This is a genomic window from Mycobacterium sp. GA-0227b (assembly GCF_001499855.1).
In the GTDB taxonomy this organism is placed as follows: domain Bacteria; phylum Actinomycetota; class Actinomycetes; order Mycobacteriales; family Mycobacteriaceae; genus Mycobacterium.
The window spans coordinates 533069-559936 of the sequence record NZ_LQIK01000001.1; the positions used below are offsets into that span (position 1 = coordinate 533069).

The window sequence follows — 26868 nt, forward strand, 5'->3', positions numbered from 1 at the left end:
CGCCCAGCCTCCTTGCGCCTTAATCGGTTGATCCCACGCACCAGGGGCATGCAATCAACCCGTCAGTGCCAAAGACCTCAGGAAAGACGCAGCGGGGCCGGGCTCCACAGCCCGCTGCGCGTCGCGGTGCCCAGGTCCAGCCGGGCCGGTTCGGCGTCCGGGTACCACGGGGTGAGCTGCTGCAGCGAGCCCCAGTCCCGGAACCAGTCGTCCTCGAGGTAGGTCGGCACCGTCGTGGCGCGCACGAGTAGCTCGGTGATGCCGAGCGGCCCGCCGCCGAGATAGTCCATCACCGGGGAGTTGGCCTCGGCGCCGAACCGGTCGGGCAGGATCCGCCACTTGGGCACCTCGATGACGCCGTTCTCATGCCCGAACGGCCGCTGGCAGGGGAAGGCCAAACCGACCAGCCAGTCGAGCAGCACGGGGTCCTCGGACCCGACGACGTCCTGCAGCGTGCGCAGCGTCGGGATCCGCGGCGGCGTCAACGCGATCCAGTGCTGCGGGTCGAGGTCGTCGTCGGTGGCCACCAGCCGGATCTGGGTGGCCTGCTGCGGAATCGCGGCCATCGGCGCCCGCAGGTTGCGCCACGCGGGTGCGGCGCCGACGTCGGCGAACCCGAGCGCGCCACCGGGCTCATCGTCGCGGGCCTGGGCGTCGGTGGCCCACTGCACGACGACCTCGCCCGGGTCGAAGCGGCCCGCCGCCGCGACGACCAGCAGCGGCCCGGCCTCGTCCCGCGACGGCAGGCGGTACCACGCCGAGCGCAACTGCGCCGGCTGCTGTGTGCCCGGCCGCCAGCTGCCCATCACCGGTGTGCGGGCGGGGTCGAGGTCGTAGGGCAGCCGGGCCCGCGAGCCGTTGACGCCCGCCGCGGCGGTGGTGCCGCCTTCGGTGCCGCCGTTGCCGGCCTGGTCCTCGTCGGCGTCGGTGTCGGCGAAGTTGGTGGAGGTGCCTTCTCCGCTCATCGCTTCGTCGGCGGAGACGTCGGTGGGAATTCCGTTGGGGCCGAAGCCCTGTGCAGTCACGGCTCCGAGCGCCTCGCCGACCGGTGTGCCGACGGGGTTCAGCATGCCGGCGTTCGGGTTCTCCTCGACGAGCACGTCCTCGGCCATCCCGCACGTCTTACCGGTGAGGGCTTCGAGGTTGGAGCGCCCGACGCTCCATGCCGGGTACTGGTCGACCATCGCCAACGTCAGCGAGACCACCTCGAACACCACCACCAGCCAGGTGGCAACGGCCAGGGGCGAGCGCACGATCCGCTGCCATCGACGCGGTGGTCCCGGCGGCGACACGTCTCGCCCGGAGAAGTGGAACCACGCCGCGGCCAGCAGCGCCAGCACGGACAGCCCGAGCAGGATGGTGCTGAAGCCGAACTTCCACTCCGGCATCTGGTTCGACCACGGCACCCCGAAATTGGAGACGTACCACCAGCCGTTGACGGTGGCGAACGACAGCGCCATCGCGAACAGCACCGCCGCGGCGAACACCGATCGGTTGCGCCGCGAGCGCATCGCGGTCACGGTGACGGCGACCGCGGCCAACGCGCCCAGTGAACCGGCCAGCCCGGCGAACACGCCGAAGTGATGCGTCCACTTGGTGGGGGTGAACATCATCGCCAGGAACGAGATCACCGTGATGCCAATGATGCGGCGGCTCGGTCCCAGCGCAGTACCGGGAATCCTGAACTTGCGCAACGACATCGCCACTGATACCGCCAGCGCCAGCAGCAGCATGAGCACCGCGAACCGTCGCGCGACCGAACCGTCCGGGCTCAGCGTGAACAGCCGCTCGTAGCGGATGTGCTCGTCGAACCAGCTCAAGCTCGGCCCGACCGCGGACTTGAACGTGCTGGCCTGCAGTTCGGCGGCCAGCGTCTGGTCCCGGAAGATCAAGATGATCGTGACGGTGGCCGCGGCGAGAATCGGCGCCAGCAGGGCGAGATATCCGAATCGCGAGACATGCGCCGCGACAATGGTTTTCAGCGGTCCGACGGCTACCAGCAGCGCGCCGACCGCCGCGATGCCGGTGGGGCCGGAGAACAGCGTGAGCGCGCCGATGATGACCGCGATCGCGACCGGCAGCAGCCGGCTCGTGGCGACTCCGCGCTCGACCGAGCACCAGGTGAGCAGGATGCCGAGCGCGATGATCGGTTCGGGGCGCAGGCCGTTGTTCAGCGGCAGCCAGAACGCCAGGAACAGGCCCGCCGCCGTCCACGCCGCCGCGGGGGTGGACTTGACCGCGTGCCCCAGGCGCGGGATCACCTCGCGGCTGATCACCCACCAGCACGCCAGCGCCATCACCAGAGTCGGCAGCCGCATCCACACGCTGTGCGTGCTGACGTGCGCCCACAGCGCCAGCAGGTCGTAGTACCACCCGAACGGCGCTTCGGGAGTGCCGAACCAGCGGTAGTAGTTGGCCATGTAGCCGGCCTGCTCGGACACCCGGGCCATGGTCAGGATGTAGCCGTCGTCGGCGGTGTTCGCGCCGACGAAGTGCCACCACACCAGCACCGCGGCGACGAGCCCGTCCAGTGGCCGCAGTGTCCACCATCGGGGCGGCAGGAACCGCTTGGCCCGACGGCCGTCTGCGGTGTCCAGCATGTGCAGCGCGGCCAACGCAATTACGGTCATCGCCACCCCTACGACCATCGCGAGCGTTTTGAGCAGGGTGGGTGATGTGCTGTACCGGGAGTCGAGGGTCGCGGAGAACTCCAGTCCCGGCGGCGCCGGACCACTCAGGTCGGTGAAGACCCCGACGATCTGCGGCCGGAAGTCGTAGCCGCCGCGCTCGCCGCGCAGCGGTTCCCCGGGATCCCGATCGTCGGCACCTTGTACGAGGCCGACGAACTCGCCGGTCACCTTGTCGGCATGCGCAGTGAAGGTCAGCCGCTCGCACTGCGGGCTGAGCACCTGATCCAGCGGGGCGCTGACCACCGGGGTGTTGCGCACGATCACCAGCAGGTCGTTGTTGACCCGCTCGATGAGCAGTCCGCGGTCGACGGCCTTGGGCGCCTGTTTGGGCACCGTCGACAGCAGCACCGTGCGACCGCGGTTCTCCGGCCGGGCCAGAGGAGCCGCCGCGCGGCACGGCACGCTGATCTGCAGGTCGGTCGCGACGTAGCCGATGAGCGGGGCGTTCACACTCTGCAGCACGCCGTTCTGCGGCCAGTTCAGCTCAGCGGTCGTCTGTGTGACCGGCAACAACGGGGTCGCGATCGCGAGCAGGGCGCCGAGCAACCCGGCGACGATGGCAATCAGCCGCACGGTCCGATGGTTGGACCCGACCCCGGCTTCACCGACCACGGGGTTCGATCCTAATTGGGCTGCCGAATCGCCAGCACGAACGGGCCGATGGTGGACACCTCGAAGCGCGGGTCGTCGAACAGGGCCTCGTCGAGTGCGACGTGATAGCGGCGCACGTTCGGCTGGTTGGGATAGACGTCCGACGCCAGCCGCAGCGTGTAGGTGTCGTCGGCGCCGCGGCGCATCAGAAACACCGTCGGCGGCTGCCACGGCAGCGTGTCGAGCGCCTCGATGAACTGGTCGGCGTCGGTCAGCGTCGCCCAGCCCTCGATGGCTTCGGCCCGCTTTTCGAACTGCGCCAGCGGGTTCGCGTAGTGCGACGTCAGCCCCTGGAAGCCGTAGTAGGGGTAGTACGACAGAAAGCTGTAGTCCGCGGTCAGCACGACGGTCTCGTCGCGCGGCCGGCCGGTCACCTCGGCGATCTTGGCGTCGATCTCGCGGTAGTAGCGCTCGGCGCCGGGCGGTCGCCGGTCGGCGCGCTGACCGTAGCCGTCGGTGTCGGTGTAGGCGACGATGATGTCGGAGCGCAGCACGTCGGGGATGTCCTGGCTGAACGTGACCGCGCCGAGTGCGCCCAGCGTGGCCGCCACCGCGATGACCCGCTTCGCGTTCTCTCGCCGCACCCGCGCCGCGACCGCGCGCGTGACATCGATGAAGCCGAACGCGCCGGCCGCGGTCAGCAGCACGGTCAGCGTCGGGTTCAGCCGGAACGACAACAACGTCGTGCCCGCCAGCGTGGTCAGCATCGACAGCAGTGACCAGGCGTAGACGGCCAGCACCGCGATCGCGAGCGCGCCGGCCCGCGTCGATGACCGGGCGCGCCACACCAACCACAGCGTGCCGAGCATGCACAGCGCCCCGAGCAGCGTGAAGTGCAGCATCGGAAACTCGAGTTGCGCACCGTCGGTCGGCAGGTAGTGCTGTGCGGTGCCGGAATCGGCGGGCTCACCGGTGATCGCGGCCAGCAGCCACGGGCCCAGGCCGATCAGCCACATGGCACCGGAGATGACCGCGATGACCGCCAGCCGCAGCAGCGGGTCGACGCGCCTCACCCTGATGTCGCCGCCGGCGCGGCTCCAGCGAGCGACGGTCACCACCACTGCCATGATCGCCAACGTGAACGCGGCATAGGCGAACAGCAGCGTGTACGACAGTGCCGCCGCGCCGAGGAACAATCCGGTGCCGATGACCGCGGCCCATCCGGCTCGCGTCCTCCCGCCCGCCACCCCGTGCGGCCCGCCTCCGCGCAGTCCCGACCAGGCCAGCACGAACACCGGCGGCAACAGCACGGTGATGATCGCGGCGTACGGCTCGGCCGGCGAGTACGCGAGCGTGGCGGCGGCGGTGGCGGTCGTGACGACGAGTGCGTACTCGAACCGGATCATGGCCGCCCACAACACGAACGCCGCCACGACCGCGACGGTGATCGAGATGATCGCCCACGGTTTGAACATCTCCCATGCGGGCGTTCCGGTCAGCGCGGCGAGGCGCCCGCCGATCCAGAACCAGCCCGGCGGATAGAACGGCGGCAGCCCGATGTAGGTCATATCGCGCAGCGCGGCGGTGTCGGTCAGCCGGGTCAGATACTCGGTGCGGAACGCCTGGTCGACGGAGATGCCGTGCAGATAGAGCCGGGTGGCTCCCAGCGGCATCGCCAGCGTCACAACGGAGAACGCGGACAGGAACAGCGTCGCGGCGCCCTTGGCGAGCAGGCGACGCCCGCGCCGCCACCCCCAGCCGCACGCCAACAGCCCAGCCAGGCAGGCGAATTGGCCGACGGTTGTCAGCGCGTGCAGCTGATTCGACGAGTTGTAGGCGGGCCACTCCACCCGCGCGATCGCGGCAAGGGAGACCACCGCCACGACGACCGCAACCGCAGCCGCCGCCGCCATCTGGCCCAGGACGGCCAGCGTGCCGCGCATCAGATGGGAAGCTTGCGGAAGATCGGCCGTGGGATGTGTCGCAACACCATCATCACGTACCTGAACGCTCCCGGCGCCCATACCAGTTCCTTGCCCTTGGCTGCTGCCGTGACCGCCAGCTCGGCGACGTCCTCCTTGTCGACGGTGAACGGCGCCTCCTTCGTGCCGGTCGCCTTCCAGTGCTCGACGGTGGTCGTGGTGCGGACCTGCCCGGGCCTGATGACCAGCACTCGAACGCCGTGCTCCCGCAACGCTTCTCCCAGCCCGAGGTAGAAGCCGTCCAGGCCGGCCTTGGTGGAGCCGTACACGAAGTTGGACCGCCGCACCCGCTCACCGGCCGCCGAGCTCATCGCGATGATCTGGCCGAAGCCCTGGTCGCGCATCTTCTCGCCGAGCAGCACGCCGACCGAAACCGCTGCGGTGTAATTGATCTCGGCGATCTGCACGGCCTTGCGCTGGTCCTGCCACAACTCCTCGGCATTGCCGAGCAGGCCGAACGCCACGATCGCCACATCGACATCACCGTCGGCGAACGCCGCATCGATAACGGCCGGGTGGCCGGCGGTGTCGGTGCCGTCGAAGTCGATCCACTCGACCGATTTCGCGCCTGCCGCCTTCATCGCCGCGATGGCGTTGTCCTTGCGCGGGTGGTCGGGCAGGTCCGCCAAGACGATCCGGGCGTGGGCGTTGCGCAAGTAGCGCTCGCAGATCGCCAGCCCGATCTCGGACGTACCGCCGAGCAGCAGGATCGTTTGGGGGTTACCAACGGCATCAAGAACCATTACAAGAGCTCCAAGCGTCGGGCCATATCGGATGCGAAGACGCCGTTCGGGTCGGCCTTGCGGCGCACGGCGATCCACTCATCGATACGGGGATACATCTTGTGGAACCGTTCGGCGCTGACGCGGGAATCCTTCGCCGTGTACACCCGGCCACCGAACTCCATGACCCGTTCGTCGAGTTCGTTGAGGAATTCGTTGACGCCGGCCTTGTTCGGGAAGTCCATCGCGACGTTCCAGCCGGCCATCGGAAAGCTCAGTGGCGCGCGGTTCCCGGGACCGAACAGCTTGAACACGTTCAGTGCAGAGTAGTGGCCGCGGGTCTGGATCCAGCGGATGATGGCCTTGAACTCCTCGAGCGCGTCGGGCGGCACCAGGAACTGGTGCTGTGCGAAACCCGCTGGGCCGTAAGCGTTGTTCCACCCGCTGACCAGGTCGAGCATGTGGTAGAACTGCGACAGATTCATGATCTTGCCGCTGTAGGTACCGCCGAGCCGGTAGTACACCTCGCCGATCGCCATGAACGACAGCTTGTTCATCGCGCTGACCGGAAACACGTCGGGCACCGTCAGCAGTTGCGGCGCATCGAATTTCAGCGGGTTCTTGGCCAGTTTCGGTGGCAGCTGGTCCAGCGTCGCGAGGCTGCCGCGGCTGATCGACGCGCGGCCGAGCTTCGGCGGCGGGCTGATGAGATCGAACCAGGCGCTGGAGTAGGTGTAGCGGTCTTCGCTGCCGTCCAGGTGCACGGCGATGGTCTCGTCGAGGTCCTTGGTGGCCACCCCGTCGGCGATGAAGTATGCGGTCTCGGTGCGGGTCATCGCGATACGGGCGCGCACCACGATGCCGGTGAGGCCGTTGCCGCCGACGGTGGCCCAGAACAGCTCGCTGTCCGGCCCGTCGGGCGTCACGGCGCGCACCTCGCCGTCGGCCATCAGCAGGTCCATCGACAACACGTGGTTGCCGAAGCTGCCCGCGCTGTGGTGGTTCTTACCGTGGATGTCGGAGGCGATGGCTCCGCCGACGGTGACCTGGCGGGTGCCCGGCAGCACCGGAACCCACAACCCGAACGGCAGCGCGGCCTTCATCAGCTGATCCAGGCTGACGCCCGCGTCCACGTCGGCGACGGCGGTGTCGGCGCTCATCGAGTGGATCTTGTTCAGCGCGGTCATGTCGACGACGAGCCCACCGCCGTTGCACGCCTGGTCGCCATAAGACCGGCCGAGCCCACGGGCGAGCACACCACGACGCAGGAACGACGGACTCGTCGCGGCGGGGTCGGCGGCTTCGCGCACGGCGCGGGCGATCACCTCGACGTCGGGGGTGCGCAGCACCTGGGCGACCGACGGTGCAGTGCGCCCGAAGCCGGTCAGGGCACGCGAAGTCGTCGGCAGGTTCTCGGACATCGTGACGAGGGTACCGTGCGGCGCGTCGCGTCCCGGAGAGCCGGAAATTGGTGCGCGGACCAGGTGTGGCGGTGAGTTAGCGTGGTCAGGCGACTGTTAGGGGTCACCGCCGATGCTGCTCAGCGACATCGACACCTGGAATGTGGGTGCGTTGCGGTCCATCGCGTTCGAGCTCGGCGGCGAGCTGACGACCATCGAGGGGGTCACCTCCGACCTCGAGCTCATCTCCCGGCTGCCGGGGTGGGAATCGCCTGCCGCGGACGCCGCGCGCGGCAAGATCGACGAGACGACCGGCCGGGTGCTCGACGACGTCGCGGTGATCGGCGCCGTACAGCAACTCGCGTCGGAGACCGCCGCGGCGGTCGAGAAGCTGCAGATCGAACTCGACGCCATCCGCGCCGACATCGCCGCGCAGGGCGGCCTGCTCACCCTGTCCGACAACGGAGACGTCACCATCAACGCGCCGCCGGACATGCGTGACGAGTTGCGCCCGATCGCCGACAACATCGAGGCGCGGGCCAAGGCGCTCATCCGCCAAGCCGAGGACGTCGACGCCGACTGTGCCGAAGTCTTCGGTCACCTCGAGGACGGCGACATCACCTCGAAGGGCGCCACCGACTTCGCCGGCGCCCAGCAGATGGGGCGTGACCAGTCGGGGCTGTCTGCGCCGTATCCGCCCGAGGGCGAGGGCGCCACACCCGAAGACGTCAACGCGTGGTGGAACGCGCTGTCGCAGGAGGAGCAGGACAAGGTCAAGGCCGAACATCCCGACTGGATCGCGAACCGCGACGGGGTGCCGACCCCGGTGCGCAGTGAGCTCAACAAGGCGGCGCTGGACCGCGAACTGGCCGACGCGCAGCGGGCCGTCGACGAGTTGCCGACGCTCGAGGAGTACCTGGGTGGCGCCGGGGCCGGCCCCGGATCGGCCATCAAGCGGTCGGAGTACAACCGGATGGTGGCCGAACGGCAGGATCGGTTGAACGATGCGAGGGCCATGAGGGCCGCGATGTCGGTGGACGGCAAGACCGAGAGCGCGTACGACCCGAACAAGTACCTGATGCTGTTGGAGTTCCCGGAAGACAGGGAAGCCCGGGCCGCCATCGCGGTCGGCAATCCCGACACCGCCGAACACGTCAGCGTGACGACGCCGGGCGTCGACACCCGACCGACCAGCCTGCCGGGCATGGTCAACGAGGCCACCGCGCTGCGCAACGAGACCGTCAACCAGCTCGAGCTCGCCAAGCGCCCCGGGGAGGAGGTGTCGACGATCGCATGGCTCGGCTATGAACCACCGGGCAAGGACATCTCGGTGCTGGAGGCCGGTTTCGAGAACCGGGCCAACGACGCCGCGCCGGATCTCGCCGACTTCTACCGCGGCATCAACGCCACCAACGAACACGGATCGGATGTGCACTTGTCGGCGCTCGGGCATTCCTACGGTTCGCTCACCACCGCGCAGGCGCTCTACGAGCTCGGCCAGACCGGGGTGGTCGACGACGCGGCGTTCTACGGTTCGCCGGGCCTGGGGCACACCGACGAAGTCGGGTCGGTCACCGGCGTCCATGGCGTCCCGCTGGAGTTGATGCGTCCCATCGGCGACGAATCCGACATGTTCTTGCAGGACGGCCACGCATACGTCATGAGCGCGCCGGGCGACTGGATCTCCGGAGACCCCAAGCTCGGGCCGATCCCGATGCCGTCGGCTGGTGATCTCGGGCAGTTCGGGCCGAACCCGACGACGCTGCCGCTGGAGCAACTGTCCTCGGAGGCGGCGAGAAGCCCCACTGACAATGTGTCGCGCGCGGGCGCGGAGAGCCACGCCGACTACCCCCGATCCGACGACGGCGGTGTGCTGCGCACCACCGGCTACAACTTGGCGATCATCACCGGTGGGCTGGCGGAAGTACCTTTGGATAACGGCGACGAAAGGTTGATTCGATGACGACGACGCGCGCGTTGGCGGCCTTGTTGGCGACCGCGGCGCTGGTCATCGCGGGATGCAATGGCGGTGGCGGTGCGGACGGCGCCTCGGGCGCCGGCCAGGACAAACCCGAATCCCCGATCACGAACGAGGACGTACCGGCAATGGACATCGCAGACCTGCCCGATATCGAGGCCACGCGAGCCCAGATGATCGACCTGATCGAGCGCGTACGCGGTGAGGTCAGCCGGCTGGTGCCGGCCAGTGCACCGTGGGAGTGGCGCAGAGAGGAGTCGCGCGCCGGCTGCGAGCGGAACGGCCGGCAGGGCGTGGCGCTGTACTTCGCCAAGCTGACTTCTCCGCACTCGTTCACCGACCAGGAGTGGAACCTCGCCCTGCCCGCGGTGCAGCGGCTGGCCGCCGAGGCCGGCTTGACCTCCGACACCGCGATGCAGAACTCGGCGGGAGCCCACGATGTGCGGTTCACCAGTGACGACGGGCGCGAGTTGATGTTCGGCTCGATCGAAGCGTCGCTGATCACCGGAACGATCGCGTGCCGACTCTCGCCTGGAGACAAAACGCCATGACCTACGGCAATCTCAATGTAGTGACCGCCGAGGTTCGGCGGTCCGCCGACCAGATGCAGGTGGTGGCCAACGAGGCGGCGTCGAGTCGCGCCGCGGTGGCCGACAGCATCTCGACCCAAGGTGCGGCGTGGAAGCAGGCGGGCACGCCCGGATTCGGGAAGTTCATCGACATCCTCGAGACGCAGGCGCAGCGTCTGCGCACCGACCTGACCGACCTCAGTGACAAGTTGCGCGCCGCTGCCGATGTCTACGACCGGCAGGACCACGAAGCCGGCGCAGCGCTCGACGGTGCTGTCCGTCGCGAGTGAAGCCGTCCGTCACGTCTGAAGGCGGAAGATCACCGCGCGCTGGACCACGAAATTGATTACGGTCGCCGTGCCCTGGGCGATGACGAACGCGACCGGGACCCGCCACGGCTTCTCGTCCCACGCCACATAGAACACGTAGTTGATGCCGACCTGAACGGCATAGGTGACGGCGTAGAGGACGCAGACGGCGATGAACCGCGCAGCGCTCGGCGGCGCCTGAAAGGTCCACCGGCGGTTGATGAGATACGCGGTCGTGGTGCCCGCGATGAAGCTGACCGTCTTGGCGACATTGACGTGCAGCCCGGCGGCGAGCAACGCGACATACAACCCGAAGTCGACGACCGCCGACACCCCGCCGGTGACGATGAACCGCCCCATCTGGGTGCCCAGGCTGAGGTTCGGCTGCATCGGCGGCTCGGCCACCCGGGCAGCTTACGGTGCGATCGGCGGCGATGCGGTCAGCGGGCCAGCCCGCTCGACTCGAGCACATCACACAATGCGTCGACGGCCGCGGCGAAAGCATTCCTGGCCGGTGTGCCGAAGCCGATGATGATGCCGTCGGGATCGGGCACGTCGGCACTTGCCTGCGGATGCCGCATGATCGAAAGCCCCTGCAGCGCAACGCCGGCCTCACCGGCCCGTTGCAGCACCTCGGGTTCGGCGCCGTCGGGCAGCGTCAGCAGCAGATTGAGCCCCGCGTTGAGGCCGCCGATCCCGATGTGGAAGCTTCCCAACGCCTCGACGAGGGTGTCCCGGCGGCGCCGGTACCGCATCCGCATGCGTCGGATGTGCTTGTCGTAGGCGCCGCCGGCAATGAAATCGGCCATCGTCAGCTGCGCAATTCCGTTGACGTAGAACTGATCTCCGCCACTGGCCGCCAGCACCGACTCGACGAGTTGGCCCGGCAGCACCATCCAGCCCAGTCGCAGCACGGGCGACAGGCTCTTGCTGGCCGAACCGAGGTAGGCGACGCGGTCCGGGCACAGCGCCTGCAGGGCGCCAACGGGTTGGCGGTCATAGCGGAACTCGCCGTCGTAGTCGTCGTCGATCACGTAACCGTTCGCGCGTCGGGCCCACTCGACCACCGCGGCGCGCCGCTCCGGGTGAAGCGACATACCGAGCGGGCTGTGATGGGCCGGGGTCAGAAGCGCAGCGGGTACGTCGAGGGCATCCAGATCGGCCACCACCGCGCCGTGATCGTCGACGCCGATCGGCACCGTGTGCCCGCCGAGTGCGGCGATCGCATCGCGAAAGATGAAGAGCCCGTACGCTTCCACAGCGATGGGCCGGCTGGTGCCGAACACCCGCGTCAGCATCTCGACGCCGTGCCGGGTGCCCGCGCAGATGACAATCGACTCCGGGGTGGTGCGCACCCCGCGCACACGCGCGAGGTAGCCGGCGATCGCCTCGCGCAGTTCCAGGCGCCCGCGTGGATCACCCATGCGTAGCGCCTCGGTGGGCGCGTTGGCCAGCGCCCGGCGGGTGGACGCGACCCACTCGGCGCGGGGGAATTCCGAAACGTCTGGTGATCCGGGCATGAAGTTGTGCCGCGGTGCGGTGCGTATCCCGCGGCGGGGGCGCGCCGGGGCTGCTGCGCCGGCGGCGTTGAGGACCCACGTGCCTGCGCCCTGCCGCGAGGCGAGCCATCCTTCCGCGACCAGCTCGGCATAAGCTTCGGCGACCGTGTTGCGGGCCAGCCCGAGGTCGCCGGCCAGACTGCGCGAAGGCGGCAACACGGCGCCGGGGGCGAGCCGCCCCGAGCGCACCGCATCGCGCAGGGCGCCGATCAGCAGGTCACGTGCGCCGCGGGTGCCGGGCACGATGCGGTGGCGCAGATCCAGATGGAGATCGCGCGTCCCCGGATTGGCCCACGAAGTCATGCCTGAATTGAACCATGTCGCTGGGACATTTCGTACTAGCGTCGGAGCCATGACACAGACACTCGAATCCCGCGAAGCCACCAACAGCACCGACCGGCTCAAGATCTACAAGACATCTCCCGAGTTGCTCGACGCGATGATGACGCTGAGCAACGCCGCCGCCAAGGATCTCGATGTCGAACTCGGCGAGCTGATCAAGATTCGCGCGTCGCAGATGAACCACTGCGCGTTCTGCCTCGACATGCACACCCGCGATGCGCGCAAGCACGGCGTCGACGAGCAGAAGATCGATCTGCTGGCCGCATGGCGAGAGGCCGGCGGGCTGTTCTCCGAGCGTGAGCGCGCGGCCCTGGCACTGACCGAGGCGGTCACCGACCTGCGGGACGGCCCCGTGCCTGATGACGTGTACGCACAAGCCGCCGAGGTGTTCTCCGAGCGCGAACTGGGACAGGTCGTCGCGATGGCGGTCACCATCAACGCGTGGAACCGCATCAACGCCGCCATCGTTCAGCAACCGCCACGGCGCAGATGACGGTCAATCCCTAATACCGTTTCAGGCGTGCAGACCCCGTCCGGTGCGCAGATCGTCGTCGATGGCGTCGGTTCCGATGCCGTCGTCTACAAGCTGCACCGGCCGGGTACCGACCCCCGCGCGCTGACAGCCCGGTTGCGGATCGCCGCCCGTTCGGACTGTCTGCTCTCACCGCTGCAGCCGGTCCCCGAGCCGGTGGGCGACCGATGGAGGACCCGGTGGCCGTGGGTGGAAACCGTTGCCCAGCAACCCGATTGCTTACCGTGGGCCGAGGCCGGGCAGCTGCTGGCCCGGTTGCACTCGGAATCGCGCCCGCCGCGGGTGCCGCCGCACGGTTGGCCGCAGCGGATGCGGCGGGCGGTTGAAACGTTGCGCAAGGACGGCGACCCGACGGTGCGCCGGGCGGCGGCCGGCCTGCCAGACGCGGTCTGGCGCGCCGGGTCGCCGAACCGTCCGGTGACGCTGGTGCACGGCGACTTCCATCTGGGCCAGCTCGGTCGTCAGCGCGCGGACGCCCCGTGGATGCTCATCGACATCGACGACCTCGGCTCGGGTGACCCGGCATGGGACCTCGCCCGGCCGGCCGGGTTCTGGGCGGCGGGCCTGATTCCCGACGACGACTGGACCCGCTTCGTCGACGCCTACCGTGGCGCGGGCGGTCCCGCACTGCCCCACGATGACCCGTGGCCGGTGCTCGAACCGTTCGCGCGCGCCGCCGTCGTGCAGGCCGCCGCCCATCATCCCGACGACGACCTGCTGCTGGCCGCCTGCGCGCGGATGGGGTAGCCGGGCTAGCTGGAGAAGAACAGCCGGCCGAACCCCTGCTTGCGGTAGTACTTGTTGCCGCGGTGACCCCAACCGGGCCCGTAGCCGTAGCCCGGCTGAACGGGCGGCGGGGGCGGCGGGGACTGCACGAACCGGTTCTCCATCTGGGTGAGCGACTCGAGTTCGCCGAAGTCGAGGAAGATGCCCCGGCAGGTGTCGCACTGCTCGAGGTGGATGCCGTTGCGTTCGTATGTGCGCATCGAGCCCGCACACTTCGGGCACGTCAACGTGCCGCCGGCGCTCTGCGGTGTGGACGACGGTGGTTGATATGGCGGGATGCTCATATGTCCATAACGGACGCGGCGGCGCCCTAGGTTCCGCAGGGTGCCTCGCGCAGGAGAATCAAACCCAGTACGGGACGCGGGCCCGGTACTGGCGCATCGCAAACGCCGCGAGTATCCAGCCGATCACCGTCAGCACGAGCACCACCACCCAGTGCCGTAATTCCTGGTCGGCGCCGAGCAGCGGCGCACGCACGATGTCGAGATAGTGCAGCAGCGGGTTGAGTTCGACGACCTTCGCGTACTGAGCCGCGCCCTGCTGCTGCAGGGTGGACTCGTTCCAGATGATCGGCGTCATGAAGAACAGCAGTTGCACCAGGCTGTTCAGCAGGGGGCTGATGTCGCGGTAGCGGGTCGCCAGGATGCCGAAGCACAGCGACACCCAGATGCAGTTGAGCACGATCAGCCCCAGCGCCGGAATGACCGCCAGATCGGTCCACTTCCACGGCTTGGGGTAGATCATCGCGATGATCACGAAGATGATCATGTTGTGCGCGAACAGGATCATCTGCCGCCACACCAGCCGATACACGTGCACCGACAGCGGGGTCGGCAGCTGCTTGATCAGCCCCTCGTTGGCGACGAACACGTCGGCGCCCTCCAAGATCGCCGCATTGATCAGGTTCCACACGATCAGCCCGAGGGTGACGTACGGAAGGTGTTCGGCCAGTTCGAGTTTGAACAGCTTCGAGTACAGCAGGCCCATCGCGACGGCCGTCGCGCCGGTGGCGATCGTGATCCAGAACGGGCCGAGCACCGAGCGGCGGTAGCGTTGTTTGATGTCCTGCCAGCCGAGGTGCAGCCACAGTTCGCGCTTGCCGAAGCCGGCGACCAGGTCGCCCCACGCCCGGCCCATCGTCCTCGACTGCGCGGCGGCGTCGGTGAACGTCATCTCTTTTTCCCGTCGTCCCCTGCCCTACGGGCGTGGCCCCATCGCTCGCCCAGGTGTGATGGCTTGCCGAATCTCTCCTTACGGCCCAAGCGCCGCAACCGAATCCACTCCATCAGGCCGGCGGGGTCGCGGCGTGACACCAGGAAGAACCAGCCGAAACGGGCCCATTCCTGAAACTGCAGCCGACGCAGCCCGGGTTGGGACAGCAGATAACCGCGGTTGCGGTAGGTATAGAAACGTTTAACAGCGTTTTCCGGATACTGGGTGTGCATCCGCCCACCGAGGATGGGCTTGAACTCGTCGCCGCCCTGTGGGTGCAGGTACACCGCGGTCAAGCAGGTGCCGAACGGCAACCCGGAGCGAACCAGCCTGCGGTGCAGTTCGGTTTCGTCGCCGCGCACGAACAGCCGCAGATCCGGCACACCAACCGCGTCCAGCGTTCCGGCGGCGAACAACGCCCCGTTGAACAGCGATGCGATGCCCGGCAGCAGATCCACCCCGGCGTCGGTGCGCAACTCCTCGACCCGGCGGCGCCACACGATGCCGCGACGCAGCGGAAACGCCAGCCGCCCAGGGTCGGTCATATCGCACACCATCGGCGACACCTCGGCAAGGCCGTGGCGCGAGGCGCACTCGAGCAGCGTGCCGAGCACCTCGGAGTCGGCGGGGCGGCCGTCGTCGTCGGCCAGCCAGACCCAATCGGCGCCCAGAGCCAGCGCGTGCAGCATGCCCAACGCGAAACCGCCTGCGCCCCCGAGGTTTCGCTGTGATCCCAGATACGTGGTCGGTACCGGCTGCCCGGCCACCAGCTCGGCCACCCGCTGGTCGCCCCCGTCTGAGAAGTCGTTGTCGACGACGATCAGATGGTCCGGCGCGCGGGTCTGGGCCGACACCGCCTCCAGCGATTTGGCCAGGTCGTCGGGCCGCCGGTGGGTGACCACCACCGCGCACACGACGGGGCTGGTTGGCTCCTCGGGCAAGCCCTCGTCGGGGCTGGTTGGCTCCTCGGGCAAGCCCTCGTCGGCGGTCATCCTTGGCGCGTCTCTTCGAGCACTTCCCGGACATGCCGGGCGGCGTCGTCGCCCTCATACGCGCGGACGACGTCCTCGATCCCGCCGGTCATCTTGACCGTGCCGTGGTCGATCCACATCGCGGTGTTGCAGAGCCGGGCCAGGAATTCGTTGGAGTGGCTGGCGAACACCAGGATTCCGGAGCGCTCGACGAGCTCGGCCAACCGGGTCTGCGCCTTCTTCAAGAACTCGGCGTCCACCGCGCCGATACCCTCGTCGAGCAGCAGAATCTCCGGGTCGATGCTCGTCACCACACCCATCGCGAGACGCACCCGCATACCGGTGGAATACGTGCGCAACGGCATCGACAGGTAATCGCCGAGTTCGGTGAACTCCGCGATCTCGTCGACCTTTGCCAGCATCTGCTTGCGGGTCTGTCCGAGGAACAGCCCGCGGATGATGATGTTCTCGAACCCCGAGATCTCCGGGTCCATCCCGACGCCCAGGTCGAACACCGGCGCCACCCGGCCGGTTACCGTCGCCACGCCGCGGGTCGGCTCGTAGATGCCCGACAGCAGTCGCAGCAGCGTCGACTTGCCCGCGCCGTTGTGACCCACCAGGCCCACCCGATCGCCGAGTTCCAGCGACATGGTGATGTCCCGCAGGGCCTCGATGACCACGACGTTGGAGTCGTTGCGTCCGATCGCGCCGCCGGCCTTACCGAGGAACGCCTTCTTCAGCGAGCGCGACTTCGCGTCGAAGATCGGAAACTCCACCCACGCGTTGCGTGTCTCGATGTGCGGGACCACCAACCGGCTCCTACCCGAAAATCAGAGGTACTGTCCGGTCCCCGGATGCGACGGGCCACCGCGGACCGCCACGCCGGGGGGCAGCGCGCCCTGACCGCGCATCTGCTCGAGCTGTTGGCGGGCGGCCATCTGCTGGGCGAACAGCGCGGTCTGGATGCCGTGGAACAACCCCTCCAACCAGCCGACCAGCTGCGCCTGCGCGATGCGCAGCTCGGCGTCGGAGGGCACGCCGTCGTCGGTGAACGGCAGCGTGAGCCGTTCGAGCTCGTCGCGCAGCTCAGGGGCGAGCCCGTCTTCGAGTTCGGTGATGCTGGTGCGGTGGATCTCGCGGAGCCGGTTGCGGCTGGCCTCGTCGAGCGGGGCGGCGCGGACCTCCTCGAGGAGTTGCTTGATCATGGTGCCGATCCGCATGACCTTCGCCGGTTGCTCGACGAGGTCGGTCAGCGACTTGCCGTCGCTGTCCTCGTCGGCGTCGGCCTCGCCGGTCGCGCCGCTGATGATCTCGATGTTGTCGTCGTCGGTCATAACCTCGGTGTTCCCTCTGGGTTCCATCTAATCCACGTCATTCGTAGGCGCGGTCCCCCCGACCGCGAACCACCTAGCGACACTAGTCCCAGGGTCACGGCGAGCCCTCTCACCACTGGTGTCCAGACCGTTCCGTAGCGCCAGTCGAGCGTTGCTGCGGGGCTGACCAGCAACGACAACGCGATTAGCACACCGGTGACGAAGCTCACTGGACTAGTATGGCTGCGCAACAGACCCAGTCCGGCATGGCGGGTCGGGCCGAGCTTCGGCCAGAATCGTGTCGGTTTGTGAAAATCACGGACGCTCGAAGGTGGACTGGCATGGCATACGACGTCGCCCGGGTGCGCGGTTTGCACCCGTCCCTGGGCGATGGGTGGGTGCGTTTCGATGCCCAGCACGGCATGCTGCTGCCCGACAGCGTCGGCCGTGCGGTGTCGACCGCCTTCCGCGGTTCGATGCCGACGCCCGTGGGTCCGCACCCGTCCGCGCAACGCAGCGCCGCCGTCCTGGAAGCCGCCCGCTCGGCGGTGGCCGACCTGGTCAACGCCGATCCGCGCGGGGTAGTGCTGGGCGCCGACCGCGCGATCCTGCTGACCTCGCTGGCGGACGCGTCGTCGTCGCGGGTCGGCCTCGGCTATGAAGTGGTGGTCACCCGGCTCGACGACGAGGCCAACATCGCGCCGTGGCTGCGGGCCGCCAATCGCTATGGGGCGAAGGTGAAGTGGGCCGAGGTCGACATCGAAACCGGCGAACTGCCAAGCTGGCAGTGGGAAAGCCTGGTCACCCGCAACACCCGGTTGGTCGCAATCACTTCTGCCTCTTCGACTTTGGGCACGGTCACCGACCTGCGCGCGGTGACGAAGTTGGCGCACGACCAGGGCGCACTGGTCGTCGTCGACCATTCCGCGGCCGCGCCCTACCAGCTGATCGACATCGACGAGATCGACGCCGACGTGGTGGCGGTCAACGCGTTGGCATGGGGCGGGCCGCCGATCGGCGCGCTGGTGTTCCGCGACCCGTCCCTCATCGACACGTTCAGCTCGGTTTCGTTGAATCCGTATGCGATCGGGGCCTCGCGGCTGGAGGTCGGCGCGCATCAATTCGGCTTGCTCGCCGGGGTGGTGGCGAGCATCGAGTACTTGGCCTTGCTGGACGAGAACGCCCACGGCACGCGTCGCGAACGGCTCGCGGTCTCGATGCAATCGGCGAGCCTGTACATGAACCGGTTGTTCGACTACCTGCTGATCTCGCTGCGGTCGCTGTCCACCGTCATGGTCATCGGCCAGCCCGAATCCAGAATTCCGGTGCTCAGCTTCGCGGTCAGCGATGTACCCGCCGAACGGGTGGTGCAGCGCCTGGCCGACAACGGGATTCTGGCCATATCGAACGCGAACTCGCGGGTGCTGGACGTGATCGGCGTCAATGACGTCGGCGGTGCCGTGACGGTGGGATTGGCGCACTACACCACCACCGCGGAGGTCGACCAGCTGGTTCGCGCGCTCGCCTCGCTGGGCTGACCGTCGGTTAATCGGCCACGCGCAGAAGGACTTTGCCCGAAACCTCACCGGACTGCAGAAGTTCGTGCGCCGCGCCGGCCTCGTGAACCGGGTACTCGGCCCCGATGATCGGCCGCACCTGACCGCTCTCGACCATCGGCCAGACGTTCGCCACCACCTCGGCGACGACGTCGCTCTTACTCCCGCGTCCGTCGACCGGACGGGAGCGCAGCGCAGTGGCGATGACCCCGGCACGCTTGCCGAGCAGCTTGCCGATGTTGAGTTCGGCCTTGACCCCGCCCTGCATCCCGATGACCACCAACCGGCCGTCAGGCCCGAGCGCGTCGATGTTGCGGTCGAGGTAGGCCGCCCCCATGATGTCGAGGATGACGTCGGCGCCACCCTCGGCGCCGATCCGCTCGACGAAGTCCTCGTCGCGGTAGTTGATCGTCACCTCGGCCCCCAACTCGGCGCACAGCTCGAGCTTCTGCGCCGAACCTGCGGTCACGGCCACCCGGCTGCCGATGGCACGGCCCACCTGGATGGCGTGAGTACCGATGCCGCTTGCGCCGCCGTGGATCAGCAGCAGCTGCCCGGCAGACAGGCCCGCGGTCATCACCAGATTCGACCAGACCGTGCAGGCCGCTTCGGGCAGGCCGGCGGCCTCGTGCAGGCTCACCGACGCGGGCAGCGGCATCACCTGTCCGGCGGGGACCGCCACGTACTCGGCGTATCCGCCGCCGGCCAGCAGTGCGCAGACCTGTTGTCCGACCGACCATCCGGCGGTGCTGTCGCCGGTCGCGACGACGGTTCCGGAGACCTCGAGCCCGAGGATCTCACTCGCGCCTGGCGGCGGCGGATACTTCCCAGCGGCTTGCAACAGGTCCGCCCGGTTGATCCCGGCGCTGGCCACCTTGATGAGTAGCTCGTCGCCGGTGGGCCCGATATCGGGAACTTCCTGCCAGGTCAGTCGGCCTTCCGCCTCGGCCACGATCGCGTGCATCCAGCTAACGCTATAGCCTGCCGAAACAGTCTGACAAATCCCCGACCAGCAATGCCCTCGGGATTTACTATGGCCGCATGGAGGGGATTATCGCGGGACGTACCGCGGGGGATATGCCGGGCCTGGACATCGCTGAGCAACGGTCCTGGCAAAACTTTTTGGACTCGGCGTTGCGTCTGTATGCGACGCTGAACCGCTCGCTCGTGGACACGCACCACCTCACGCTGAACGACGTGCGGTTGCTGGACATGCTGGACAAGTCCGCGACCGGGTCGGCCCGCATGGGGGACCTCGCGGACGGGTTGATGTCGCTACCGAGCCGGGTCACCCGGCAGATTCGCCGGCTGGAACTGCAGGGGCTGGTGCGCCGTGGCGCGAGTCCCGACGACGGCCGTGGCGTACTGGCCAGCATCACCGAGGACGGCCAGGCCGCAGTGCGACAGGCCATGACCACTTACGGCGAGGGCGTCCGCGCACATTTTCTCGACCGGCTGTCGCGGCCCCAGGTCGCGGCGATGGGCGAGAACTGCAGGCGGATCAGCGTTGGGCTCAAGAGCGGGACTTCGAACGCCAAGCTCGGCCGGGTCTGAGCGGTCTCCCCGTCGCTCCCGAGCCGGGACCCCCGTACTCTTGTCGGCGGTGGCGTGGCAGAGCGGCCTAATGCACTCGCCTTGAAAGCGAGAGACGGCTAACACCGTCCGGGGGTTCAAATCCCTCCGCCACCGCCCATGCGGCTGCATCGCGCCAACGTCTGCACGCCCGAATCAATCTGTGTCTCAGTGAGGTTGGCATAGCCGAGGAGCAGTCCCGGTGGTGCCGACGCCGGATCGGCGTAGCACGGCGCGAGGGGTTCGACGCGCACACGTTGAGCCGCGGCCCGCTGCACCAACTGTTCGACCGGGAAACCGTCGGGAAAGTGCACGGTCAGGTGGACACCGGCCGCCGCACCGAGCACCCTCGCCCGCGGCAGGTATCGGCGCACCGCCCCCAGCAGCGCGTTGCGGCGCATCAGGTAGCGACGCCGCATCTGGCGTAGGTGCCGGTCGTATCCGCCCGAGGTCAGCAGTTGCGCGAACGCCAACTGGTCCATCACCGAACTTCCGGTGTCGGCAAGGCCTTTCGCCATTGTCACGGGTCCGACGAGGTGTGCGGGAAGGACCATCCAGCCGATGCGAAGGCCTGGGGCCAGGGTTTTGCTGGTCGAGCCGACATAGACGACGCGGTCGGGCGCGATTCCCTGTAGCGCGCCGACGGGCGCGCGGTCGTAGCGGTACTCGGCGTCGTAGTCGTCCTCGACGATCAGGTGGCCGGCGCGCGCCCAGTCCATCAGCTCGGTCCGTCGCGCGGCCGAGAGCACGACTCCGGTCGGGGACTGGTGCGCCGGGGTGGCGAGCACGGCGTCGGCGCCGCTGTCGGCCAGGGCGCCGACGTCGAGCCCATCGTCGTCTACGGGAACGGGTATCGGCTCGATCCCGTTGTTGCGCAGCACCATTCGATGCAACCAGAAGCCAGGGTCCTCCATCGCCAGCGAGGTCGCCGGCAGCGACTGGGCCAGCAGTGCCACGGCCTGGGTGGCCCCTGAGCACAGCACGATGTGGTGCGGGTCGGCGTGTACGGCTCGGACGCGACGTAGGTAGTCGGCGACAGCAACCCTCGCCGCGAACAGCCCCTGCGGCGCCACGTAGCCGAATGCGTCCGAGCCGATCTCAGCGAGGCCCTGCCGCAGGGCCCGCAGCCAGGCTTCCCGCGGGAAACTCCGCAGATCCGGCGATCCCGGCAGGAAGTCGACGTCGTAGCGCGTCGTCGGCCCCCGCGCATCACCGATGGGCATGTTCACGGTGTCGACCGTGGCGACCACGGTGCCCGACCCGTGCCTGCCGAGCAGAAAGCCCTCGGCGACGAGTTGGCTGTAGGCGTCGACCACCAGTCGACGGGAGACGCCGAGGTCGACGGCCAGCACCCGACTCGAGGGCAGCCGTGTCCCCGGTGCAAGGCGGCCCGTCCGGATGGCCGCCCGCAGCCCGTCGGTGAGTTGGCGGTGCAGCGGATCGCTGGCGGTGCGGTCCAGTTCCAGCAACAGCTCGGGTCCGGAAGTGGTACCCGATTTCGCCATGGAAGTGGTGCCTATCTTGAGGCCAGTAACGAACTAGCGTGACGGTATGACAACGACACCGACGCGCACAAGGGCCGGGTTCGTTGAGGTGACTCTCATCGTCTTCGGGCTGTACGCCCTGGCGCTGGGGCTGTTCATGATGTTCGCGCCGGGCGTCTTCTTCGATACGCTCGGCAACTTCGGCTCGCGCAACGATCACTACATCTTCGACAACGCCACCTTCGAGGTGCCGCAGGGGCTCATGCTGCTCGCCGCGGTGCGGTGGCCGACCTGGCGCACGCCCGCGCTGGCATTCGCGACACTGCACTGGGCGCTGCACGCGCTCAGCCACCTCATCGACCCACACCACGGCGCGGGCGACTGGATCGGCTGGCTGGAGGCCGGTGGCCTGGTGGCGACCACCGTGATCCTGGCAATCGCATTGCGCGTCAACATAGTTGCTGAAAAAGGAGGGCGCTGATGCGTGTACTGGTTGCCGGCGCGACGAGCGTACCGGGGCTTCCGCTGTTGCGGGAGTTGAACTTCCGCGGCCACGAGGTCGCCGGGCTGACCCGGTCGCAGTCGAAGACTTCACAGATCGCAGCGACGGGCGCCAAACCGGTGGTGGCCGACGTTTTCGATGCCGACGCCGTCGACAAGGTGGTGGCAGACATCGGTCCCGAAGTGGTGGTGTCGCTGCTGACCACACTGCCCAAGCGGGGGCCGATGCGCCTCAGGGACTTCGAGCCCGCGCGAAAGCTGTGGGGAACCGGCGCGCCCAACCTCCTGGCGGCGGCGCAGCGTGCCGGTGTGCGGCGCGTCGTCGCCGAGTCCGTGATCTTCGCCTACGGCTACCCGACCACCGGGCCCGCACTCATGGACGAGAGCGATCCGTATCCCGGCCCGCCTCCACCCGGCGGTGCTGCGATGCTGGCGGCGCTACGCGGGATGGAGCAGAAGGTCCTGGCCTCCGGCGAACACAGCGATACGGAGGGAATCGTGTTGCGCTACGGCGCCTTCTACGGGCCGGCCGTACCGCACGACGAGACCTTCGCGCGGATGGCGAAGTGGCGCGTGGGGTTGGACATGGGCGGCTCGGGGATCGTGTCCTGGGTGCACATCGACGACGTCGCCAAGGCCACCGCGGACGCGCTCGACCGCGGCCGCGGCGGGCAGATCTACAACATCGTCGACGACCGCCCGCAGTCGTTCAACGACTACACCCGGGAACTGGCCGCCAAGTTGGGGCGGCCTCGGCAACTGCGCATTCCGCGCAGTGTGGTCAAGCTCGTCGCACCGTACGGGGTGACCGCATTCGGCGATACGTGGTTGCCGCTGTCGAACGCCAAGGCCAAGGACGAACTGGGTTGGACGCCCATTCCCCGGGTCTGACTAATCCCCGGTGAAGTTCGGCGGCCGCTTCTCGAACGTCGCGCTGATCCCCTCGGTCAGGTCCTGCGACGGGAGGAACGCGGAGTTCCACGCGGCGACGTAACGCAGGCTCTCCGAAACGCGGGCGATGCGCTGCTGGTCGAGCACGTCCTTCACGCCGGCGACGGTCAGCGGAGGGTTGGCGGCGATCTCGGCGGCGGTCCGGTGCGCGGCGGCCAGGGACGCCTCGGCATCGTCGTATACGTCGTTGACCAACCCGATCTTCTCCGCACGCGCCGCGTCGATGTCCTTGCCCGTCAACGCGAGTTCGCGCAAGTGCCCGTCGTTGAGGATCAGCGGCAACCTGGCCAGGCTGCCGACGTCGGCCACCATCGCGAGCTTGATCTCGCGCACTGAGAACTTGGCGTCGGCGCTGGCGTATCTGATGTCGACCGCCGAGATCAGATCGACCCCGCCGCCGATGCACCAGCCGTGCACCGAGGCGATCGTCGGCGTTCGGCAGTCGGCGACCGCGCTGATCGCGCCCTGCATGCGTAGGACCGTCGCGTGGAATTCGGCGCGCGGCCGGGCGCTCGCACCCCCGGACAGCACGCCTGAGAGCGTTCCGCCCATCGCGGGCAGGTCGAGCCCGTAGCTGAAGTGCTTGCCCGAGCCGGTCAGTACGATCGCGCGCACCTCGCGGTCGGCGTCGAGTTCGGCGAACACCTCGGGCATCTCGGCCCAGAACGCGGGCCCCATGGCATTGCCCTTGCCGGGACCGGTCAACGTCACCCGCGCGACGTGATCGGAGATGTCGACGGTGAGCGATTCGTAAGCACCGGTTTCAAGACCCATGGGGCAACACGCTAGTTCGTCACGAATGGGCGCTTGCGCGAAGACCCGGTCTACGGCGGCGGCTTGCCCAGCAGGATCTCGCTCACCGTGGCGCTGGGCAGGAACTGGCAGGCGGCCTCGGCGAGCATCTGGCCGATGCCCTCCCCGTTGGGCCCCAACGGGTTGTTCTCCTGCTCGAGGATCGCGCGGATCACGGCAAGCCGGGTCGCCTCGTCGAGCCCGTTGAACTCCTCGCACGTCATCGACACGGCGTTCGGGGGAGGCGGGACGACCGGGACGTCGGTGTCACGGGTCGGCAGCGGTAGGCCGGGAATCTCGAAGTCGGGCAGACCGGGAATCGACGGCATCGCCGTCGGCGCCGGAGAGGTCAACGGCGGCCCCGGTTCGGTGGTCATCGCGACGGAACCCTCCGTCGTGCGCTGGCATGCCGTCGTGACGCCGACGAACACCAGCATCGCCGCCGCAACTCGCACGCGCGTCCTCATCCCGGCAACGATATGCCCAACGGCGACGTAGCGTGGCGGCATGCCCGAGGACTTGCGCCCAGGACCCGATTCGCCACCAACCGACGAACTGCGCAGCGCGGAGAAGTCGTTCGCCGTGTTGCAGCACGTCCTGCACGGCATCGCCGCCGACGATCTGCACAAGCAGACGCCGTGCCGGGAGTTCGACGTCGCCGCGCTGACCGACCACCTGCTCAACTCGATCACCATCATCGGCGGGATGGCCGGCGCCGAATTCGGTGAGCGCGACCGCGACGCGTCCGTCGAGCAGCAGGTGGTGTTGGCGGCGCGGCCCGCGCTCGACGCCTGGCAGCGCCGCGGCCTGGACGGCACGGTTGAGTTCGGCGGAAACGAGGCTCCCGCCAAGGTGATGGTCGGTGTGCTGTCGCTCGAGTTCCTCGTGCACGCTTGGGATTACGCCGAGGCGGTCGGGCGTGAGGTCGACGCTCCGGAGTCGTTGTCCGACTACGTGCTGGGGTTGGCGCGCAAGATCATCACGCCGGAGGGTCGCGTCAACGTCGGCTTCGACGACCCGCTCGAAGTCGCCGACGAGGCCGATGCGCTGACGCGCTTGCTCGCGTACACCGGCCGCCGCGCCTAGCGTCGAGATTGCAAGCAGGGCTGTGGTCACAACCAACAGCCCTCAGCGCAATCTCGTCCCTAGCATCGCGACGATTACACCCGCTCGAGGTAGAAGTACAGGTGCCTGCCCTCATCGAGGGCGCCCTTGCCGTTCATGATTCCGACGACGGCGTTCTCGTCGACGACCTTGAAGTGGTCATGCACCGGAGCGCCGTCGTAGACCATCGACGCGACCACCTCGCCGCGAAACTCCTCCATCCACAAGCTCGCCTCGCCCTTCATGGCTTCGGTGTTGGAGAACTTGTTGCCGTCGTCGTCGAGGCACACCAGCGGCTTGGCGTCGGTGGCCGACACGAACGTCTTGCCGAACCAGTTGAGTCGCTCCATGAAGCCGTTGGCCTTGTGGCCGGTGTGAAACTCGCCGCCTTTCCACTCGCCGATCATGAAGTCGATGGTGGCCGGCTGCAGCGTGGCCCAGAACTCGTCGAGTTCGGCGTCCGAGATCTGGCCGCTGCGCTTCGTGAGGTCGGTGAACGTCTCGCGGGCAGTGCGCGTCGAAGTCATGTGTTTCCTTTCCACTGGCGGGCGAACTCGATGAACGCGTCGTTCTCGTGCGTCGCGGCGACGGTGACACGCACCCCGTCGTCGCCGTAGGGCCGCACGATGATGCGGTGGTCCGCCGACGCCTCAGCGAACTCTTGAGCGCGCCCTGGCATCGGCAGCCACACGAAGTTGGCCTGCGAGTCCGGCACCGTGTAGCCGGCCTCACGCAGTGCCGCCGTGACGCGGACCCGTTCGGCGACGACCGCATCGGTGCGCTCGAGCAATTCGTCGGCGGCATCCAGGGACGCGATCGCGGCGGCCTGGGAGATGCTGGTCGCGGTGAACGGGACGTACACCTTGCCGAGCGCGGTGATGACGTCCGGGTCGCCGACCGCGTAGCCGATGCGCAGCCCGGCCAGCCCATATGCTTTCGAAAACGTCCGTAAGACAACAAGGTTCGGGTGTGCGCGGACCAGGCCGAAGCTGTCCGGCAGCATGGGCGCGCGGATGTATTCGACGTAGGCCTCGTCGAGCGCGATCAGGATGTGCGGCGGCACCGCCGCGACGAAACTGGCGAGCGCGGCCGGCTCGACGACGGTGGAGGTCGGGTTGTTCGGATTGCACACGAAGATCAACCGGGTGCGGTCGGTGATCGCGGCGAGCATCGCGTCGAGGTCGTGCGTGTGGTCGGTCAGCGGCACCGGCACGGCGGTCGCCCCTGCCGTGCGCACCTGCAGCGGATAGATCTCGAAGCTGCGCCAGCCGAACAACACCTCGTCGCCGACGGTCGAGGTGATCTGGATCAGCTGCTGGCACAAGCTGACCGATCCGCAGCCGACCGCGATGTGCTCGGGAGCGAAGTTGACGTGTTTGGCGAGCCGCTCCTTGAGTTCGACGTAACCGTTGTCGGGATAGCGGTTGATGTTGCCGGCGGCCTTCTCGATCGCAGCCCGCACGCTCGGCAGCGGCGGATGCACCGTCTCGTTGCTGGCGATCTTGATCGCGCCGGGAACGGTTCTGCCGGGGGTGTACGCAGGCAGATCAGCCAGTTCGGGGCGCAGCCGGACGGTCACCGCACCAGTTTATGGGTCGGGCGAATGCGCTTTGCCTCGCGCGGTGGCCGATGTGTACGCTGTCGGATCGGCGGTAATCGTCGAGGAGGCGTGCCAGAGCGGCCGAATGGGGCTCACTGCTAATGAGTTGTCGCCCTCAAAGGCGACCGGAGGTTCAAATCCTCTCGCCTCCGCCGCGGCTGACCCGTCAGCCACACAACTCAAGATTGACCAGGCGCCCGTAGCTCAACGGATAGAGCATCTGACTACGGATCAGAAGGTTAGGGGTTCGAATCCCTTCGGGCGCGCTTTTTCTTGTGTATTAGTGCGGTTGAGGCTTGACATTTCGTCTTCGGTTGATGGGCGACAGTGTTTCGGCTGATGGTTGACAGTTA

27 protein-coding genes and 3 tRNA genes are annotated in these 26868 nt (G+C 68.1%); 13 read left to right on the top strand and 17 right to left on the bottom strand.

The genetic code is table 11. The features are described from left to right. Positions 1-77 precede the first annotated feature (77 nt). Genes AU185_RS02505 through dprE1 form a run of 4 tightly spaced genes read right to left on the bottom strand, consistent with a single transcriptional unit; the run spans position 78 to position 7406 of the window. Positions 78-3302, bottom strand: coding sequence for an arabinosyltransferase domain-containing protein (locus AU185_RS02505; protein WP_059100717.1), 3225 nt, complete (start codon positions 3300-3302; stop codon positions 78-80). Between the two features lie 11 nt (positions 3303-3313). Next, positions 3314-5224 carry a galactan 5-O-arabinofuranosyltransferase gene (locus AU185_RS02510; RefSeq protein ID WP_059100718.1) on the bottom strand — a complete coding sequence of 637 codons (1911 nt, stop codon included), beginning with the start codon at positions 5222-5224 and terminating at the stop codon, positions 3314-3316. Then, on the bottom strand, positions 5224-6006 hold the full coding sequence (gene dprE2 / locus AU185_RS02515) for a decaprenylphospho-beta-D-erythro-pentofuranosid-2-ulose 2-reductase (protein WP_059100719.1): 783 nt from the start codon (positions 6004-6006) through the stop codon (positions 5224-5226). The genes AU185_RS02510 and dprE2 overlap by 1 nt, the downstream gene beginning before the upstream one ends. Continuing rightward, entirely contained in the window at positions 6006-7406 is a 1401-nt protein-coding gene (gene dprE1, locus AU185_RS02520) for a decaprenylphosphoryl-beta-D-ribose oxidase (protein ID WP_059100720.1), read from the bottom strand. The genes dprE2 and dprE1 overlap by 1 nt, the downstream gene beginning before the upstream one ends. A gap of 112 nt (positions 7407-7518) precedes the next feature. Here dprE1 and AU185_RS02525 point away from each other — a divergent pair, with 112 nt between their 5' ends. From AU185_RS02525 to AU185_RS02535, 3 genes are read left to right on the top strand one after another with little or no spacing between them, the layout of a single operon-like run. Next, complete coding sequence (locus tag AU185_RS02525) at positions 7519-9348, top strand: alpha/beta hydrolase (protein ID WP_059100721.1); 1830 nt, start codon at positions 7519-7521, stop codon at positions 9346-9348. Then, positions 9345-9914 (top strand): LppA family lipoprotein, encoded by a 570-nt coding sequence (locus tag AU185_RS02530; RefSeq protein WP_059100722.1) that lies wholly within the window; start codon positions 9345-9347, stop codon positions 9912-9914. The genes AU185_RS02525 and AU185_RS02530 overlap by 4 nt, the downstream gene beginning before the upstream one ends. Next, complete coding sequence (locus AU185_RS02535; RefSeq protein WP_059100723.1) at positions 9911-10222, top strand: ESX-1 secretion-associated protein; 312 nt, start codon at positions 9911-9913, stop codon at positions 10220-10222. The genes AU185_RS02530 and AU185_RS02535 overlap by 4 nt, the downstream gene beginning before the upstream one ends. 9 nt (positions 10223-10231) lie before the next feature. Here AU185_RS02535 and AU185_RS02540 read toward each other — a convergent pair whose 3' ends face one another. Together AU185_RS02540 and pdxR (AU185_RS02545) are read right to left on the bottom strand one after the other, a co-directional pair. Further along, positions 10232-10630 carry a GtrA family protein gene (locus tag AU185_RS02540; RefSeq protein WP_059100800.1) on the bottom strand — a complete coding sequence of 133 codons (399 nt, stop codon included), beginning with the start codon at positions 10628-10630 and terminating at the stop codon, positions 10232-10234. A 50-nt stretch (positions 10631-10680) separates the two neighbouring features. Next, positions 10681-12102: a MocR-like pyridoxine biosynthesis transcription factor PdxR gene (pdxR, locus tag AU185_RS02545; RefSeq protein ID WP_059100724.1), complete on the bottom strand. Its 1422-nt coding sequence runs from the start codon at positions 12100-12102 to the stop codon at positions 10681-10683. Positions 12103-12151: 49 nt separating this feature from the next. Here pdxR (AU185_RS02545) and AU185_RS02550 point away from each other — a divergent pair, with 49 nt between their 5' ends. Then, positions 12152-12634: a carboxymuconolactone decarboxylase family protein gene (locus tag AU185_RS02550; RefSeq protein ID WP_059100725.1), complete on the top strand. Its 483-nt coding sequence runs from the start codon at positions 12152-12154 to the stop codon at positions 12632-12634. Positions 12635-12661: 27 nt separating this feature from the next. Continuing rightward, a complete protein-coding gene (locus tag AU185_RS02555) occupies positions 12662-13420 on the top strand; it encodes a phosphotransferase family protein (protein WP_059100726.1) in 759 nt (252 codons plus the stop codon). 5 nt (positions 13421-13425) lie between these two features. Here AU185_RS02555 and AU185_RS02560 read toward each other — a convergent pair whose 3' ends face one another. Genes AU185_RS02560 through AU185_RS02580 form a run of 5 tightly spaced genes read right to left on the bottom strand, consistent with a single transcriptional unit; the run spans position 13426 to position 17003 of the window. Then, the gene (locus tag AU185_RS02560; protein WP_059100727.1) at positions 13426-13743 is read right to left on the bottom strand and encodes a TFIIB-type zinc ribbon-containing protein; all 318 of its coding nucleotides are present in this window, start codon (positions 13741-13743) and stop codon (positions 13426-13428) included. A gap of 58 nt (positions 13744-13801) precedes the next feature. Continuing rightward, positions 13802-14632: a galactan export ABC transporter permease subunit Wzm/RfbD gene (wzm, locus tag AU185_RS02565; protein ID WP_059100728.1), complete on the bottom strand. Its 831-nt coding sequence runs from the start codon at positions 14630-14632 to the stop codon at positions 13802-13804. Then, the gene (gene glfT1 / locus AU185_RS02570) at positions 14629-15663 is read right to left on the bottom strand and encodes a galactofuranosyltransferase GlfT1 (protein WP_082683699.1); all 1035 of its coding nucleotides are present in this window, start codon (positions 15661-15663) and stop codon (positions 14629-14631) included. The genes wzm and glfT1 overlap by 4 nt, the downstream gene beginning before the upstream one ends. Next, on the bottom strand, positions 15660-16454 hold the full coding sequence (gene wzt / locus AU185_RS02575) for a galactan export ABC transporter ATP-binding subunit Wzt/RfbE (RefSeq protein WP_059100729.1): 795 nt from the start codon (positions 16452-16454) through the stop codon (positions 15660-15662). Before wzt ends, glfT1 begins: the two co-directional genes overlap by 4 nt. Before the next feature lie 18 nt (positions 16455-16472). After that, positions 16473-17003 (bottom strand): bacterial proteasome activator family protein, encoded by a 531-nt coding sequence (locus tag AU185_RS02580; RefSeq protein ID WP_172800121.1) that lies wholly within the window; start codon positions 17001-17003, stop codon positions 16473-16475. 293 nt (positions 17004-17296) lie between these two features. Here AU185_RS02580 and AU185_RS02585 point away from each other — a divergent pair, with 293 nt between their 5' ends. Then, entirely contained in the window at positions 17297-18493 is a 1197-nt protein-coding gene (locus AU185_RS02585) for a cysteine desulfurase-like protein (RefSeq protein WP_059100731.1), read from the top strand. Between the two features lie 7 nt (positions 18494-18500). Here the strand turns inward: AU185_RS02585 and AU185_RS02590 are convergent, their stop codons facing one another. Further along, positions 18501-19475: an NAD(P)H-quinone oxidoreductase gene (locus AU185_RS02590; protein ID WP_059100732.1), complete on the bottom strand. Its 975-nt coding sequence runs from the start codon at positions 19473-19475 to the stop codon at positions 18501-18503. Positions 19476-19552: 77 nt separating this feature from the next. Here AU185_RS02590 and AU185_RS02595 point away from each other — a divergent pair, with 77 nt between their 5' ends. Both AU185_RS02595 and AU185_RS02600 read left to right on the top strand, forming a co-directional pair. Beyond that, complete coding sequence (locus AU185_RS02595) at positions 19553-20065, top strand: MarR family winged helix-turn-helix transcriptional regulator (protein ID WP_059100733.1); 513 nt, start codon at positions 19553-19555, stop codon at positions 20063-20065. A 48-nt stretch (positions 20066-20113) separates the two neighbouring features. Then, a tRNA-Ser gene (locus tag AU185_RS02600) sits at positions 20114-20200 on the top strand. On the opposite strand, the gene pdxR (AU185_RS02605) is transcribed toward AU185_RS02600, so the two are convergent. Continuing rightward, on the bottom strand, positions 20182-21588 hold the full coding sequence (pdxR, locus tag AU185_RS02605; RefSeq protein WP_059100802.1) for a MocR-like pyridoxine biosynthesis transcription factor PdxR: 1407 nt from the start codon (positions 21586-21588) through the stop codon (positions 20182-20184). The genes AU185_RS02600 and pdxR (AU185_RS02605) overlap by 19 nt on opposite strands. 88 nt (positions 21589-21676) lie before the next feature. On the opposite strand from pdxR (AU185_RS02605), the gene AU185_RS02610 reads away from it, so the two are divergent. Continuing rightward, positions 21677-22048 carry a hypothetical protein gene (locus AU185_RS02610; RefSeq protein ID WP_231740373.1) on the top strand — a complete coding sequence of 124 codons (372 nt, stop codon included), beginning with the start codon at positions 21677-21679 and terminating at the stop codon, positions 22046-22048. Beyond that, positions 22048-22959 (top strand): NAD-dependent epimerase/dehydratase family protein, encoded by a 912-nt coding sequence (locus AU185_RS02615; protein WP_059100735.1) that lies wholly within the window; start codon positions 22048-22050, stop codon positions 22957-22959. Before AU185_RS02610 ends, AU185_RS02615 begins: the two co-directional genes overlap by 1 nt. Here AU185_RS02615 and AU185_RS02620 read toward each other — a convergent pair whose 3' ends face one another. Together AU185_RS02620 and AU185_RS02625 are read right to left on the bottom strand one after the other, a co-directional pair. Beyond that, positions 22960-23793: a crotonase/enoyl-CoA hydratase family protein gene (locus AU185_RS02620; protein ID WP_059100736.1), complete on the bottom strand. Its 834-nt coding sequence runs from the start codon at positions 23791-23793 to the stop codon at positions 22960-22962. A gap of 50 nt (positions 23794-23843) precedes the next feature. Then, complete coding sequence (locus AU185_RS02625) at positions 23844-24278, bottom strand: hypothetical protein (RefSeq protein WP_059100737.1); 435 nt, start codon at positions 24276-24278, stop codon at positions 23844-23846. 40 nt (positions 24279-24318) lie between these two features. Between AU185_RS02625 and AU185_RS02630 the strand changes: the two genes are divergently transcribed. Next, positions 24319-24897, top strand: a complete 579-nt coding sequence (locus AU185_RS02630; protein ID WP_059100738.1) for a TIGR03086 family metal-binding protein — start codon at positions 24319-24321, stop codon at positions 24895-24897. Between the two features lie 74 nt (positions 24898-24971). On the opposite strand, the gene AU185_RS02635 is transcribed toward AU185_RS02630, so the two are convergent. Both AU185_RS02635 and hisC read right to left on the bottom strand, forming a co-directional pair. Continuing rightward, the gene (locus tag AU185_RS02635) at positions 24972-25442 is read right to left on the bottom strand and encodes a DUF4334 domain-containing protein (RefSeq protein WP_059100739.1); all 471 of its coding nucleotides are present in this window, start codon (positions 25440-25442) and stop codon (positions 24972-24974) included. Then, a complete protein-coding gene (hisC, locus tag AU185_RS02640; protein ID WP_059100740.1) occupies positions 25439-26494 on the bottom strand; it encodes a histidinol-phosphate transaminase in 1056 nt (351 codons plus the stop codon). Before hisC ends, AU185_RS02635 begins: the two co-directional genes overlap by 4 nt. An 84-nt stretch (positions 26495-26578) precedes the next feature. On the opposite strand from hisC, the gene AU185_RS02645 reads away from it, so the two are divergent. Both AU185_RS02645 and AU185_RS02650 read left to right on the top strand, forming a co-directional pair. Continuing rightward, positions 26579-26667 (top strand) — tRNA-Ser (locus tag AU185_RS02645). A 41-nt stretch (positions 26668-26708) separates the two neighbouring features. Next, positions 26709-26781: transfer RNA gene (locus tag AU185_RS02650), tRNA-Arg, on the top strand. The last annotated feature ends 87 nt before the right edge of the window (positions 26782-26868 follow it).

Bases quoted from the DNA above. Each gene is read 5' to 3' on its own strand.
- AU185_RS02580 (WP_172800121.1), bottom strand. From the start codon at position 17,003: ATGGAACCCAGAGGGAACACCGAGGTTATGACCGACGACGACAACATC.
- AU185_RS02585 (WP_059100731.1), top strand. From the start codon at position 17,297: ATGGCATACGACGTCGCCCGGGTGCGCGGTTTGCACCCGTCCCTGGGC.
- AU185_RS02525 (WP_059100721.1), top strand. From the start codon at position 7,519: ATGCTGCTCAGCGACATCGACACCTGGAATGTGGGTGCGTTGCGGTCC.
- AU185_RS02540 (WP_059100800.1), bottom strand. From the start codon at position 10,630: ATGCAGCCGAACCTCAGCCTGGGCACCCAGATGGGGCGGTTCATCGTC.
- AU185_RS02635 (WP_059100739.1), bottom strand. From the start codon at position 25,442: ATGACTTCGACGCGCACTGCCCGCGAGACGTTCACCGACCTCACGAAG.
- dprE1 (WP_059100720.1), bottom strand. From the start codon at position 7,406: ATGTCCGAGAACCTGCCGACGACTTCGCGTGCCCTGACCGGCTTCGGG.
- dprE2 (WP_059100719.1), bottom strand. From the start codon at position 6,006: ATGGTTCTTGATGCCGTTGGTAACCCCCAAACGATCCTGCTGCTCGGC.
- AU185_RS02595 (WP_059100733.1), top strand. From the start codon at position 19,553: ATGGAGGGGATTATCGCGGGACGTACCGCGGGGGATATGCCGGGCCTG.
- AU185_RS02560 (WP_059100727.1), bottom strand. From the start codon at position 13,743: ATGAGCATCCCGCCATATCAACCACCGTCGTCCACACCGCAGAGCGCC.
- AU185_RS02625 (WP_059100737.1), bottom strand. From the start codon at position 24,278: ATGAGGACGCGCGTGCGAGTTGCGGCGGCGATGCTGGTGTTCGTCGGC.
- AU185_RS02630 (WP_059100738.1), top strand. From the start codon at position 24,319: ATGCCCGAGGACTTGCGCCCAGGACCCGATTCGCCACCAACCGACGAA.
- pdxR (WP_059100724.1), bottom strand. From the start codon at position 12,102: ATGACTTCGTGGGCCAATCCGGGGACGCGCGATCTCCATCTGGATCTG.
- AU185_RS02535 (WP_059100723.1), top strand. From the start codon at position 9,911: ATGACCTACGGCAATCTCAATGTAGTGACCGCCGAGGTTCGGCGGTCC.
- glfT1 (WP_082683699.1), bottom strand. From the start codon at position 15,663: ATGACCGCCGACGAGGGCTTGCCCGAGGAGCCAACCAGCCCCGACGAG.
- AU185_RS02620 (WP_059100736.1), bottom strand. From the start codon at position 23,793: ATGGGTCTTGAAACCGGTGCTTACGAATCGCTCACCGTCGACATCTCC.
- AU185_RS02615 (WP_059100735.1), top strand. From the start codon at position 22,048: ATGCGTGTACTGGTTGCCGGCGCGACGAGCGTACCGGGGCTTCCGCTG.
- AU185_RS02590 (WP_059100732.1), bottom strand. From the start codon at position 19,475: ATGCACGCGATCGTGGCCGAGGCGGAAGGCCGACTGACCTGGCAGGAA.
- AU185_RS02550 (WP_059100725.1), top strand. From the start codon at position 12,152: ATGACACAGACACTCGAATCCCGCGAAGCCACCAACAGCACCGACCGG.
- AU185_RS02510 (WP_059100718.1), bottom strand. From the start codon at position 5,224: ATGCGCGGCACGCTGGCCGTCCTGGGCCAGATGGCGGCGGCGGCTGCG.
- AU185_RS02530 (WP_059100722.1), top strand. From the start codon at position 9,345: ATGACGACGACGCGCGCGTTGGCGGCCTTGTTGGCGACCGCGGCGCTG.
- wzm (WP_059100728.1), bottom strand. From the start codon at position 14,632: ATGACGTTCACCGACGCCGCCGCGCAGTCGAGGACGATGGGCCGGGCG.
- pdxR (WP_059100802.1), bottom strand. From the start codon at position 21,588: ATGGCGAAATCGGGTACCACTTCCGGACCCGAGCTGTTGCTGGAACTG.